The following is a 12666-nucleotide window of genomic DNA, read 5'->3' on the forward strand; positions in this document are numbered from 1 at the left end:
GGCGCCTACCTGAGGCTCTCGAGATAGGCGATGAGCGCCTGCAACTGCTGCGACGGCAGCGGCTGCGGCGGCATCTTGTTACCGGGCTTGATGGTCTGGGAGTCGGCGATCCACCCGGCCAGGAAGCCCCGGGTGTTCGGGACGGCGCCGGCCGCCAGGAACCTCCGGGACGCCACGTGCGTCAGGTCGGGCCCGATCCTCCCGTTCGCCGTGGTGCCCCGGACCGTGTGGCAGGAGGCGCAGGCGGCCGACTGCAGCACCCGCAGGCCGAGCGCGGCCGCCCCCCTCGCCGGAGCGGCGGCCGGCCGCGCCTGGCCGGCCAGCCACGCGGCGAAGGCGTCCGGGGGCTGGGCGACGATGTGGAAGGCCATCCGCGCGTGCTGCGAGCCGCAGTACTCCGCGCACTGGCCCCGGAACACCCCGGCGTGGTCGGCGCGCAGCCACAGGTCGTTCACCCGCCCGGCCACCAGGTCGGTCTTCACCGTGAACGCCGGAGCCCAGAAGCTGTGGTTGACGTCGGCGGTGGCGAGCCGCAGATGCACCGTCCGTCCGACCGGCACGTGGATCTCGTTCGCGGTGACGGCCGAGGTCCCCGGGTACCGGACCTCCCACCACCACTGGTGCCCCGTCACCTCGACCACGACCTGCCCCGGATCCCGCCGGACGCCGAGCGAACGCAGCACGGGCAGGCTGACGACGTACACGAACACCAGCACGATCGCGGGAAGCACCACGCCCGCGACCAGCACGAGCCGCTGCCCCGAGCCGAGCCGGACCTTCACCCCCGGCCCCCGGCGGCGCCAGGCCGCCCACAGCACCAGCACGACGATCACCGCGATGACGACCACCGAGATGCCGAACAGCAGCCACCACAGGGCCGCGACCCGCCTGGAGCCGTCGCCGGCCGGCGCCAGCGTCGACTGGCCCGAACCGCCGCAGCCCGCGAGCAGGAGAAGGGCGGGCCAGGTCATCGCGCACGCCAGGCGAGCGACGCGCCACCAGGTCATCGCCACCTCCGCCCTGGGTCACCGCTCGATCGCCTTCGGTAACCATTGATTAGCAGAGGCGTCCTTCCGTGATTTCCCCACCTCGCCCCGCTTGGCAGTGCCCGTTCCGTATTCGTGCCGTCGGCGACCCCTGTGTTGACCTTGCTTGACCTTGCCCCGGAAACCCGGCTGTGTCGCACCTCCGCCGGATCCGGCTCCGGGTGACGGCCTGGAGGTACAGCTTGGGCATCACCGGGGATCCGGCGCCGCTGGTCGTGTTCGGCCCCGGCCTGCGGGTCGCGTGCGGACTCCCGGATCCGACCCCAGCCGTCGTCCCTAGGCGGCGCCCGCCGCCCGGTCAGCGTGTCCTGGGGAACGCGGCGCGCGGTCCGGGGCGGTTGAGGAGGAAGGCGGCTCCGATCAGGGGCAGCGCGCCGACGGCCTGCATACCGGCGTACCAGGCCGGACAGACGCCGGGGATCAGGTCGACGCCGATGATCGCGATCGGCATGATGACGCTGAGCGTGCGCACGCGCTCGAAGCTCCGCCGCGCGCCCTGTGAGGCACCGAGGATCAGCCGGTGGAGCACGGGGGCGATGGCGAGCAGTATGACCGCCCGGACCCACATGAACGTGGTCACCGTGTGACCGCTGATGGACAGCATGGCGACCGCCGCGAGGGTGACGGCGCCGATCACGCCGTAGATCGTGACGCACTTCTTCGCCGTGTCGAAGGCCTCCCGGGTGCGGGGGGCGCCGAGGTGTGCCGTGGTGTCGCCGGTGCCGGCCATGTCGTTCTTCTTTCCTCTCGTCATGACGTCGACGCTAGGGATCGCAGGGGCGGCCCGGTACGGGTCTGGACGCACAAGGGGGTGGGGCTGGCCCCACTCCTCGCCCGGGACCGGGACGGTCACGGGCTCCGCGCCTGCCGCCGCTGACCTCCGGCTCGGCCAGGTCCGGTTCGCCCGGCTCACGGGAACGGCTCTGGGGCAGGGTCGCCTGCCCCGGTGATCCCTGCTGACGGTGACATGATGAACGGAGGACGGCAACGCGGGTGGTCGCGGGGAGGTGCCGTCATGGGTGATGAGATCAGCCTGCAGGGACACCGGGTCCTGAACGATGCCATGCTCCTGTCGAGGAACACTGCTCCGAGCGACATCCCGAGCATGATCAGCCGGCTGGTGGCCCCGCTGGGGCTGCGGGAGGTGGGCATCTACCTGGCCGGGCTGCGGCAGCAGTGGCTGGTGCCCCTGCCCAATCCCGTGGCGCCGGGGAAGACCGCGTTGCGGATCGACGAGAGCCTCGCGGGATGGTGCTACCGCACGACGTCGGTGCGCGACCATGGCGTCGACCACGGGGCTGCAAGTGTGGCTGCCGATCGAGGACGGACTGGAACGCGTCGGTGTCCTCGAAGTGCAGTGCGACCGCCTGGACGCCCCGACCCTGCTGCTGTGCCGCTCACTGGCGGAGCTGCTCGCCTTGATCATCGGGTCCAAGGAGAATATCAGCGATCTGTACACCCAGGTCCGCCGCCTCCAGCCCATGCGGTTGCCCGCCGAGATGGTGTGGGCCTTCCTGCCGCCGCGCACCCTGGGCGTCCCGGGCGTGATCTCCACGGCGGTGGTCGAGCCGGCCTACGACCTGGGTGGTGACGCCTTCGACCACTGCGTGCTGGACGGGATGCTGCACGCCACGATCCTGGACGCCATGGGCCACGACCTGCTCGCCGGTCTGACGTCCGCGGTCGCGCTGGCCGGGTGCCGCAACTCCCGCCGCGCGGGAGCCGACCTGGCGAGGCTGACCGAAGTGGTCGACACCGCCATCAGCGAGAGCTTCCCCGACCGCTACTGCACCGGGGTGTTCGCCCACCTGGACATAAGGACCGGCGAGCTGACCTGGACCAACTGCGGGCACCCCATCCCGTTGCTCATCCGCGGCCAGCGTCTGGTGCGCGGCGCGCTGGACCGCCCGGCCGAGCCCCCGCTCGGGCTCGGTGATCTGCTGGAGGGCCCGCGTACCGTCCACCGGTGCCGGCTGCGTCCCCAGGACCGGGTCCTGTTCTACACCGATGGGGTGATCGAAGCCCGCTCCGACAGCGGGGAGCCGTTCGGGCTGGACAACTTCACCGAGTACCTCATCCGGGCCACCGCCGCCGGTGAACCGGCCTACGAAGTCCTGCGCCGCCTCATCCACGCCATCCTCGCCAGGCACCGGCAGCGGCTCATCGACGACGCGACGATCATGCTCGTGGAGTGGCAGCCCGGCTCCGACCACCCGCCCACCGTCCCGGTCCTGTGACCCTCACCCACCAGGGGCGCGGCCGGACAGGACGGAACCGGCGAGCCGGGTCCCGACCGGCCAGGCGTCCACATCGGGACGTTCCCGGCGGCAGAGGCCCATCACCTCGTCCACTCCACGGAGGCGGCCATCGTGATGTCACCGCCCGCCATCGTCCGGCGGGTGGCACGTTCGCTGCCTCTCAGTGGCGTCGAGCGGTGATGACCCAGGCGCGGGAGTCGAACCAGACACCGTCGTCGCTCAGGTGCGCGGAGAGCATCTCGCGCAGACGCCCGACCGCGAGCGCCGCGGCGGCGGGCTCCAGCCGCCTCAGCACCTCGCTGGTGCAGGTGAAGCCGCGGACCCAGTCGAGGGCGGCGGCCACGTCCGGACCGTAGTAGACCGGTTCGTGGACGTCGGTGAAGGCGATGTCGGCGAACCCCGCCGCGCCCAGGATCCGCTCGACGGTCGGCGGGTCGGCGAGCGCGAACGGATCCGGTCCGGCGGAAGCGGCGGCCACGGGCTGCTCGGGGCCGGCGAGGGCTCGGCGGATGGCGACGTCCCACTCGTTGCGTTCGCCGGCCTGTCGCATCGTGATCCCTTCAGGACGGCCGGGGTCGCCCCGGCGCTGTTGGTGACCGGCGTGCATCAGGCCGCCACCCCGCCGTTCGGCCTCCCGGGGCCGGTCGGCGCGACTCCTGGGCGCATGCAGGGGCACGCCGCGGTGTCAGCGGTCACCGAGCAGTCCGTGCTCGGCGGCGTAGGCCTCGAGGCGGTCCGCCAGCTCGCCCGGGCGGCTCAGCGCGGGGGTGTGGCCGCCGTCGATCTCGTCGGGGGTGATGCCCAGGCGCTCCCGGGCGACGCGGCGAACGAAACCAGCGGGGAGCAGGCGGTCGTCGCGACAGAGCAACACCCGCGTGGGGACGCCGGGCCAGGCCCGCAGCGGCGACGGTTCCCCCATCCGGGCCTCGGACTGGGTGCGCGACCGCTTCAGCGCCTCGGCGGCCAGCTCTGGCGGGACATCCTGGTAGAACAGGGCGACAGTGTCGTCGTAGTGGTCCCGCGCCTCCTGGTGGTAGCCGGTGCGGGCCCAGTGGTCGGCGGGTGCCTCCGCCGGCGCGGGGATCATGGGCGCGACCAGGACGAGCAGGCGCACCGGTGCCCGGTCGCAGACGAGCGGGGCCGTGAAGCCGCCGAGCGACTGCGCGACGACGATCGCATCGGCGCGGTCGCCGATCGCGGCGGCCACGGTGTCGGCGTACTCGGGCAGGCCGGCCGAGTCGTCCTCGCAGGGAAGGTCCGGCGCGACGGTGTCATGACCTCGCGACCGCAGTTCGGCCTCCACCAGATGCCAGTACCAGCCGACATCGCCGGCGCCGTGGATCAGGACGAATGTGGCCACCCTGCCCCCTCCTGCTGCTCGGATCCCGATTCAGCGCACGACCTGCCGTCCGGCCCCGGATCCACCGGCGGACGGACCGCGGTCGCTGTCCAGTGGCCGACGTTAGGCGACGCCACCGACATTCTCGGCGGCACCACCGGAGGCCGCGGCCCGTGAGTTGCTGGAGGAGACCGGTCTGCGCGGTGAGTTGCTGCCTGTGCCGGCGGCCGTGGCCGTGCGTTCCTATCGGGCCGACTGGTCGCCGACGCTGGGCCTGTCGTACGCGGCCGTCATCGACCGTGGCGTGCCGCTGCGCGGGGAAAGCGGACAACCACCGAAGTGGGTCCATCTGGACGATGAGTGGGGGAGCGCGTTCCCGGAGGATCGCGACCGCATCCGCGCGCATGTGCGCCGGCTGGCGGCCGGGACAGGCTGAGACTTCCTGCCGACCACCGTGTTGACGGCGCCGGCGGCGGCCCCGGCCGCCAGGACGGCGAGGATCTCCCCGCGGATCACGGCTCGCCCCTCTTCTCGCCCGGCATGCCCATGGGGGGAGCATAGGTACCAGATGCTTCGACGAGCGTCGAAGCGTCAGGGACGAAGGCGGCCATCGTCCCGGAGAGGACGGCCGGCGGTCATACGCTTCGGCTCCGCGCCGACGTGGGCCTGCTCATCCGGCCGCGGGGTGCCGGCTCACGGGGACGTCACCGGGTCCGCTGGGCCTCCGAGCGCCTCCGGACGGTGTCGCTCGCGGTACCACCGGCCCCAGTCGTCGAGCAGGTCGGCGATGCGTTCCAGGCTCCGTCCCGTCTCCGTCAGGGAGTACTCCACCTTCGGGGGCACCTCGCGGTACACCTCACGTACGACGAGCCCGTCGGTCTCCATCTCGCGCAACTGGCGGGTCAGCATCCGCTGGGTGATGCCCGGCATGGCGCGTTTCAACTCACCGAAGCGGTGGGTGCCGGTGAGCAGGCGCTTGAGGATGGCCAGCTTCCACCTGCCGCCGAGGACCTCCATGGCGATCTCGACCGCGCACTCGTCCGGTGTCGTCTCGCTGTCGCCCCGCATGTGCCGTCCTCCAGCATCGGTATACAAAGTGACACTACGGCACAGAAAAGACCGTACTTGTGAGAACGGTACCGGTGCCGACAGAGTGCCGCCATGGGTGCCAACGACCTCACCGGCCCGCCGGACCTTCGGCACGCGACCCCGGCGGCGTACCGCCGCAGGTGGGCGGTCCTCGCCGTCCTGTGCACGAGTCTGCTGCTGTGCGGCGTCGACCTGACGGTGCTCCACGCCGCGGTGCCGTCGATGACCATGGACCTGCACCCGAGCGGTGTGGAACTGCTGTGGATCGTGGACGTCTACTCGCTCACCCTCGCGGCGCTGCTGGTGACCTGCGGGACCCTGGGCGACCGTGTCGGCCGCAAGCGTATGGCGCTGACGGGGATGGCGGTGTTCGGCCTGGCGTCGGCGGCCGCGGCGCCGGCGCAGGGGACCGCCCAGTTGATCGGCGCGCGGATGCTGCTCGGCGCGGGCGCGGCGATGATCATGGCCTCCACCGTCGCGATCATCAGGGTGGTCTTTCCCGACGCCCGTGAACGGGCGCTGGCCATCGGGATCTGGACCTCCGCGCACAGCCTGGGCGCCACGATCGGGCCGCTGGTGGGGGGAGCGGTGGCCGAAAGGTGGTGGTGGGGCGCGGTCTTCCTGGTCAACGTCCCGATCGCCGCGGTCGTGCTCGCCGTGGGGGCGAAGGTGATCCCGGAGTCGAGGAACCCCACGCCGCGCCGATGGGATCTGCTCGGCGTCCTGCAGTCGATCGCCGGGCTCGCCGGCGTCGTGTTCGCGGTCAAGCAGGCGGGCGAGCACCTGAGCCTCGACCTGCTCACGGGCGTCATCGGGGTCGCCGGGACGGGACTGATGGCGGCGTTCGTCGTGCGTCAGCGGCGGCTGGCCCAGCCGTTGCTCGATCTGTCCCTGTTCTCCGATCGCCGGTTCACGATCGCCACGGTGTGCGTCATCGGCTGCTTCGGCGGCTACACCGCGATGCTGTTCTTCTTCACCCAGTGGTTCCAATGGGTCGGCGGCCGCACACCGCTGGAGGCGGGGCTCGCCCTGGCGCCGCTGGCCGCCGCCAACGCGGCCGGGGCGGTCCTCGCCCCGCGGGCCGCGCGGCGGTTCGGCGACCTGCCCACCACCGTCGGAGCGCTGGGCCTGTTCGCCGCGGGCCTGGCCGTCATGACGGTGGCGGGTCACGGCACCGGGTACGGCCTGGTGGTCGCAGTGCTCGTCGCGGCGGGGATCGGTGCGGGAGTCATCATGACGCTGGGTGCCGACTCCATCATGGCCGCCGCGGATCCCGACCGGGCCGGTGAGGCGGCGGCCATCCAGGAGACCTCCTTCGAGCTCGGGGCAGGGCTCGGCGTCGCGGTGTTCGGGACCGTGCTGGCCGCGACGTACCGGATCGTGCTGCCACCGGTGCCGAATCTCTCCCCGTCCGCTCGTGAGGCCGCCCGGGAGTCGATCGGGACGGCCGCCGAGATCGCGGACCGGCTCGACCCGGCGGCGGCCGCCCTGCTGCGCGACGCCGCCCGAGCCGCCTATGACACGGGGTTCACCGTGGTGACGGCGACCGCCGCGATCCTGCTCGCGGTGCTGGCCGCGCTCACCGCGGTGGCGCTCCGCCCGGGCGGGCGCCGGCGCGTCGGCGCCGGCCGCGCAGGAGCCCGCGGGCGGCCGGGCTGACGGCCCGTACGCGGACGGTCCCGTCGCCGTCTGGACCCGGCACGGACGGCCGCGCCGGCGGCGGGAGCGACGCCTCGTAGGCCGCTTGTCGCTCCAGACCGGGCGGAGGTCATCCGGGCGCTCCGCCGGGCGTATTGTCCTGTTGTGGGCGCTTCGCGGTGCCTGTGGCGTGGGGTCGAGCCGCGGGACCGCCTTGGCGCACACCGGCAGGCCGCCCGGCGCCCGGCGGTGTGCGCCGACCGTCAGACCGGCGCGGTCCGGGCATCAGCGGGGAGGCCGCCGCGCCCGCCGCCCAGCCGACCCGGACGGAGATATCGATGAGCCTGCCCGGTGACCGGCTCGACAGCGAGCCACTGGACGAGGAACTGGCGGCGGTGATGCGCCGCACGGGGGCCTCGGGCGGAGGCGTCTACCTGCTGTCCGGGGGAGAGCCGGTGCTGGCCCTGGTGACGATGGGCGGCGCGATGATCGAGTTCGCGCTCCCGTGGCGGCGCGTGCGGCTGACCACCGCCGCTCCGATCACCGACGCGGTGCGTCGGGACCGCCTGGTGTGGGTGGGCCGGCAGGAGGACCTGGCCCGCTGGTATCCGCGCCTCGCGGCGGTCCTGCCCCACCAGATGTCGATCGCGGCCGTCCCCCTCGCGGGGAGCCGGCGCTGCTGGGGCGTGCTGCTGCTCATCTGGCTCGATGACCACCCGCCGCACATCACCCCTCGCGAACGCGGCACCATCACCGCCAGCGCCCGGCGGCTGGCCCGCGCCCTGGACGACGCGTGCGCGTCCCCCGTCATCCCCGACCAGCCCCGCATCGCCCCGCCGCGCCGCGTGGAGCCCGCGCAGTCCGGCCTGGCCGCCGTCGACTTCGCCGAACGCCTGCCCGGCGCCCTGGCCATGGACCTGGAAGGCCACATCACCTTCCTGACCACCCGCGCGGCCGACCTTCTGGGCCGCAGCCCCGATCAACTGCTCGGGACCCTGCCGTGGCAGTCACTGCCCTGGCTGGACGACCCCGTCTACGAGGACCATTACCGCACCGCCGTCGTCACCCGGCGCCCCGTCTCCTACACCGTGCTGCGCCCCCCCGGCCAATGGCTGGCCATACAGCTCCACCCCGACGCCTCGGGCATCAGCGCGCTCATCAGCCCGGCCGACTGGGAGGAGGCCGTGCCCAAGCTGCCCGCGGTCGCGTCGCTCACCACGGCGCCGAGCGGGATCACCGGGGTGGGACGGCTGTACCAGCTCATCCACCTGGCGGCCGCGCTCACCGAGACCGTCGGCGTCCAGGACGTCGTCGACCTGATCGCCGACCAGGTCCTGCCCGCCTTCGGCGCCGACGGCATGGTGATGAACACCCTCGACGGGGCCCGCCTGACGATCATCGGCCACCGGGGTTACGACCTGGCACGCATCCACCTGCTGGACGGCCAGCACCTGGACACCGACCTCACCCCCCTCGGCCGCATCCTCGCCGGCGGAACCCCCGCCTTCTACAACGACCCCGAGGAAATCACCAAGTCCTACCCGCAGGCGCCCGCGCTCAGCGGCAAACAGGCCTGGGCCTTCCTGCCGCTGATCACCTCCGGCCGCCCTGTCGGCTGCTGCGTCATCTCCTACCGCCATCCCCACACTTTCACCGCCGACGAACGCGCCACCCTCACCTCGCTGGCCGGCATCATCGCCCAGGCCCTGGACCGCGCCCGCCTGTACGACGCCAAACACGCCCTCGCCCACAGCCTCCAGCAGGCGCTCCTTCCCCAGAGGCTGCCCGACGTTCCCGGCCTGACCGCCGCCGCCCGCTACCTGCCCGCCAGCCACGGCATGGACGTCGGCGGCGACTTCTACGACCTCATCCGCCTGGACGACACCACCGCCGCCGTCGCCATCGGGGACGTCCAGGGCCACAACGTCACCGCCGCGGCGCTCATGGGCCAGGTCCGCACCGCCGTCCACTCCTACGCCACCACCGGGGCGCCCCCCGAGCAGGTGCTCGCCCGGACCAACCGGGTCCTGGCCGACTTCGAGACCGACCTGTTCGTCTCCTGCCTGTACATCCAGCTCGACCTCGCCCGCCACCGCGCGCGTGCGGCCAGCGCGGGGCACCTGCCGCCCTTGGTGCGGTGGCCCGACGGGCATGCCGAGGTCCTCGAGCTCCCTTACGGCCTGCTGATGGGCATCGGCCGCGATACCGCGTACGACAGCGTCGAGATCCCGCTGCCCCCGGGCGCGCTTCTCGCCCTGTTCACCGATGGCCTCATCGAATCCCCCGGCACCGACCTCGGCCACAACATCGCCGACCTGGCCGCCCGGCTGGGCCACGCCCGGGCCCGGGACGTGGACACCGTCGCCGACTCCCTGGTCGGACAGGCCACCCAGTCCGTCAGCCGCGACGACGACATCGCCCTGCTGGTGATCCAGACCGATCCGTCAGGCGACTTGGTGGTTCACGACGCCGGTGTAGAGGCCGGCCACGGCCTGGGCCGGGATGGTGACGATCAGGGTGGGGTTCCAGGCGGCGGAGTTGTCGCCCGAGCCGGTGGTCTTGCTGAACGCGGTGCGTGGCTGGTCCAGGGTGACCGCCGCGGCGGCGTTGGCCTGCCCGGGGACGAAGGTGCCGGTGGTGGCGGTGGCCGGCCCTGACCAGTAGGCGATGCCGGTGGCGGGGATGGTCTCGGCGGCGGTGCCGCTTCCGGTGGTGAAGCCGGTGGCCGACACCGTCGCGGTCCAGGTGGCCGTCAGCGCGGCCCGCTGGTCGGAGACGGTGACGGTGCCGAGCTGGCCGGTGATCTGGTTGCCCGGGGTGTTGCTCCCGATGTTCACCGGGCCGTTGGGCACGGAGATGGTCAGGGAGTCGGGAGCCGTCACTGCGAAGGTCACCGTGCTGGGACAGGTGGTCGAGGCAGGGCAGGTGCCGGCCTTCGCGGGCGGGGCCAAGGCCGGAGCCGTCAGGAGCGCGGCGGCGATGAGGGCGCCGGCCGGCACGGCGCCTAGACGATGTTCGTACGGCAACCTCGTGCCCCCTTCGGTTCACACCCACCTGCTCGTGGACCTTCTCCCACGCGATCAGATCATGCTGGTGGTGTCATTCCGGTACGAGCGCCGACATGAACCGTCTGGCCATTTTTGATCATCTCTTGGCGGGCTCGGCGATCGCCGGACACAGGAAGACCGTTCAACGGCGCAGGAGAAGAACGCGCCGCTTCGCCGAGCGGACGGCCGGTTCGAGAGGCGCCCGACGCCGGCATTTCACACGGATCTCCGCAGGTCATCGTGAGTACTGACACCGCGATCCCTGGGAGGGGCGATTCGATCGGGGTTCTGCCGTCCGGCGCGGGGCTGTTGGCCGGGTAGGGCCACGGCCACATCGTGTCCGGATCGACGTCAGAACGTCCTGTCCGGGAAGTACGGGGCGGCGGTCTGGGCGTGCGAGTCGCGGCTGCCCAGCGGGTCCCGCCTGCCCGGCGCGCCCTCGCCACCAGTCTAGGCTGGGTGGATGCAGCGGATCCTCGTGGTGGGCATCAGCGGGGCGGGAAAGTCGACCATGGCACGGGCACTGAGCAGCCGGCTCGCCCTGCCCTACCACGAGATGGACGCCCTGTACTTCGGCGGGCCCGGCTGGGCGGTGAACGAACGGTTCGCCGCCCAGGTCACCGAGATCGCCGGGTCGCCGGCCTGGGTCTTCGACTCGTACGGCTACCCGGAGGTCCGTGACCTGCTGTGGGAGTGCGCCGACACCATCGTGTGGCTGGACTATCCCCGGCGGGCCGTCATGCCCCGGATCCTGCGGCGGTCGTTACGCAGGACGCTTCTCCGTGAGCCGATATTCAACGGGAACCGGGAGACCCTGGCGGGATGGTTCCGGCGGGATCATCCCGCCTGGTGGGCGTGGTCCCAGCACGCGGCACGACGAGCGGACATCCAGCGCCGCATCGGTGATCGGCGCTTCGCGCCTTTGCGTGTTCTCCGTTTCACCAGCATTCACGCCTCTGCCGGCTGGCTCGGTTCCGTGGCCCCCCGCCGGCCCGGATGAGACATCAGAGCGGCGCCGGGTGCGGGCGATGGCGATCGTGGGGATCAGGGTCAGCGGTGGTCGTGGGCCGTCGTCGGCGGCGACGAAGGGGGCGGTCCCGCCGGCCATCGAGGGCGCGTCCAGCATGATTCGGTCTCGGCCGAAGTGTTTCCGGGACAGAGTTGCCCCCATGACCGAGATGGCGTCCGCGCACGATTTCGCTCGTGACGTCGAGGGCTGGATGCTCTCGACCCCTGGTGAGCCGTCCGCGGCGGTGGGCGGGTGTCGTTGCTGGCGCATTCATGGGGAACGATGGTCGCGGACCTCGTGGCCGGGCGCTGTCCGGAATCGGTCGACCGGCTTGTCCTGTTCGCGCCGTTCGCGCGCCGGAGTCCGGCCGTCACGCTCTCTACCGCGCGGCCGCGGGATTCCTGCTCGGCGCGTGATCGTCCGTACCCGCTGTCACCACACCTCTGGAGGCGTCCGAATGTTCGTCGTGTTGTTCGAGGTCCAACCCCGCGCCGACCTGTGGGATGCGTACCTCGACGTCGCCAGGCTACTGCGGCCGGAACTCGAGACGATCGATGGTTTCGTCGACAACACCCGCTTCGCCAGTGCCCGCACAGCCGGCCGGTTGCTGTCACTGTCGACCTGGCGGGACGAGAAGGCGCTCGTCCGATGGCGCACCCATGCCGTCCACCACGTGCACGGGCAGCAACGGGGCCGGTCCGAGATATTCACCGACTACCGGATCCGGGTCGCCGAGGTGACCCACGACACCCATGCCCCCGACGGCATTCCGGTCGCCCCGAGCAGGAGCGACGTGACGGAGACCGGGTCCGCCGCCGCCGTGACGATTCTCGAACCACTCGACACGGCGCGGCCTGACGCGCTGCCCGATCTTGGCGCGGCCGCCGGGCTCGCCGACGTCGAGCGCTACGACGGCGTCCTCGACCCCCACGCCCCGCTGCTCCTGGCTTCCTGGACCACCCCTGACGCCGCGGGCGCCGGCACCCCGCCGCTGACCGGCGTCCGGATCCGGCACGCCACGGTGATCCGCGAATACGAGATGCGTGATCGTCGGGAGGCTCCGCAGTACTTCCCGGACGTCCCGTGACCGCGGCCGGCCAGGACATCAGGAGCGGGGCGTGCTGCCGGGCGGGCGGCGGCCGAAGTTCAAGATCTTCATAGCTCGCCCCGATGAAGGGATTGGAAATGCGGCTCAGCCTCCCCCGGAGCACCCTGCTGAGCCTGACGACCTGACAGCATT

11 protein-coding genes and 1 pseudogene are annotated in these 12666 nt (G+C 72.2%); 6 read left to right on the forward strand and 6 right to left on the reverse strand.

Features of this window, described 5'->3' with window-relative positions:
* Positions 1-5 precede the first annotated feature (5 nt).
* Positions 6-1007, reverse strand: coding sequence for a cytochrome c oxidase subunit II (gene coxB / locus KIK05_RS28860; RefSeq protein ID WP_214414016.1), 1002 nt, complete (start codon positions 1005-1007; stop codon positions 6-8).
* Between the two features lie 337 nt (positions 1008-1344).
* On the reverse strand, positions 1345-1800 hold the full coding sequence (locus KIK05_RS28865) for a hypothetical protein (protein ID WP_214414017.1): 456 nt from the start codon (positions 1798-1800) through the stop codon (positions 1345-1347).
* 526 nt (positions 1801-2326) lie between these two features.
* On the opposite strand from KIK05_RS28865, the gene KIK05_RS28870 reads away from it, so the two are divergent.
* Positions 2327-3283 (forward strand): PP2C family protein-serine/threonine phosphatase, encoded by a 957-nt coding sequence (locus KIK05_RS28870; RefSeq protein ID WP_214414018.1) that lies wholly within the window; start codon positions 2327-2329, stop codon positions 3281-3283.
* A gap of 181 nt (positions 3284-3464) precedes the next feature.
* On the opposite strand, the gene KIK05_RS28875 is transcribed toward KIK05_RS28870, so the two are convergent.
* Positions 3465-3854, reverse strand: coding sequence for a hypothetical protein (locus tag KIK05_RS28875; protein ID WP_214414019.1), 390 nt, complete (start codon positions 3852-3854; stop codon positions 3465-3467).
* A 135-nt stretch (positions 3855-3989) separates the two neighbouring features.
* Entirely contained in the window at positions 3990-4664 is a 675-nt protein-coding gene (locus KIK05_RS28880; protein WP_214414020.1) for an alpha/beta fold hydrolase, read from the reverse strand.
* Positions 4665-4821: 157 nt separating this feature from the next.
* On the opposite strand from KIK05_RS28880, the gene KIK05_RS28885 reads away from it, so the two are divergent.
* On the forward strand, positions 4822-5079 hold the full coding sequence (locus KIK05_RS28885) for a hypothetical protein (RefSeq protein WP_214414021.1): 258 nt from the start codon (positions 4822-4824) through the stop codon (positions 5077-5079).
* A gap of 257 nt (positions 5080-5336) precedes the next feature.
* Here KIK05_RS28885 and KIK05_RS28890 read toward each other — a convergent pair whose 3' ends face one another.
* Positions 5337-5711: a winged helix-turn-helix transcriptional regulator gene (locus KIK05_RS28890; protein WP_214414022.1), complete on the reverse strand. Its 375-nt coding sequence runs from the start codon at positions 5709-5711 to the stop codon at positions 5337-5339.
* Between the two features lie 93 nt (positions 5712-5804).
* On the opposite strand from KIK05_RS28890, the gene KIK05_RS28895 reads away from it, so the two are divergent.
* Positions 5805-7391 carry an MFS transporter gene (locus tag KIK05_RS28895; RefSeq protein ID WP_214414023.1) on the forward strand — a complete coding sequence of 529 codons (1587 nt, stop codon included), beginning with the start codon at positions 5805-5807 and terminating at the stop codon, positions 7389-7391.
* 317 nt (positions 7392-7708) lie between these two features.
* Positions 7709-9796: pseudogene (locus tag KIK05_RS47295) on the forward strand (SpoIIE family protein phosphatase); the annotation flags it as partial.
* Between the two features lie 18 nt (positions 9797-9814).
* Here KIK05_RS47295 and KIK05_RS28905 read toward each other — a convergent pair.
* Positions 9815-10396: a hypothetical protein gene (locus KIK05_RS28905; protein ID WP_250563636.1), complete on the reverse strand. Its 582-nt coding sequence runs from the start codon at positions 10394-10396 to the stop codon at positions 9815-9817.
* A 484-nt stretch (positions 10397-10880) separates the two neighbouring features.
* Between KIK05_RS28905 and KIK05_RS28910 the strand changes: the two genes are divergently transcribed.
* Together KIK05_RS28910 and KIK05_RS28915 are read left to right on the forward strand one after the other, a co-directional pair.
* On the forward strand, positions 10881-11417 hold the full coding sequence (locus KIK05_RS28910; RefSeq protein ID WP_214414024.1) for a P-loop NTPase family protein: 537 nt from the start codon (positions 10881-10883) through the stop codon (positions 11415-11417).
* 466 nt (positions 11418-11883) lie between these two features.
* Positions 11884-12513, forward strand: coding sequence for an antibiotic biosynthesis monooxygenase family protein (locus tag KIK05_RS28915; RefSeq protein ID WP_214414025.1), 630 nt, complete (start codon positions 11884-11886; stop codon positions 12511-12513).
* Positions 12514-12666: the final 153 nt, after the last annotated feature.

The organism is Sphaerisporangium fuscum (assembly GCF_018531465.1).
GTDB lineage: Bacteria > Actinomycetota > Actinomycetes > Streptosporangiales > Streptosporangiaceae > Sphaerisporangium > Sphaerisporangium fuscum.

Excerpts from the sequence above, each read along its gene's own strand:
- KIK05_RS28895 (WP_214414023.1), top strand. The coding sequence starts at position 5,805 with ATGGGTGCCAACGACCTCACCGGCCCGCCGGACCTTCGGCACGCGACC.
- KIK05_RS28910 (WP_214414024.1), top strand. The coding sequence starts at position 10,881 with ATGCAGCGGATCCTCGTGGTGGGCATCAGCGGGGCGGGAAAGTCGACC.
- KIK05_RS28875 (WP_214414019.1), bottom strand. The coding sequence starts at position 3,854 with ATGCGACAGGCCGGCGAACGCAACGAGTGGGACGTCGCCATCCGCCGA.
- KIK05_RS28865 (WP_214414017.1), bottom strand. The coding sequence starts at position 1,800 with ATGACGAGAGGAAAGAAGAACGACATGGCCGGCACCGGCGACACCACG.
- KIK05_RS28890 (WP_214414022.1), bottom strand. The coding sequence starts at position 5,711 with ATGCGGGGCGACAGCGAGACGACACCGGACGAGTGCGCGGTCGAGATC.
- coxB (WP_214414016.1), bottom strand. The coding sequence starts at position 1,007 with ATGACCTGGTGGCGCGTCGCTCGCCTGGCGTGCGCGATGACCTGGCCC.
- KIK05_RS28915 (WP_214414025.1), top strand. The coding sequence starts at position 11,884 with ATGTTCGTCGTGTTGTTCGAGGTCCAACCCCGCGCCGACCTGTGGGAT.
- KIK05_RS28870 (WP_214414018.1), top strand. The coding sequence starts at position 2,327 with ATGGCGTCGACCACGGGGCTGCAAGTGTGGCTGCCGATCGAGGACGGA.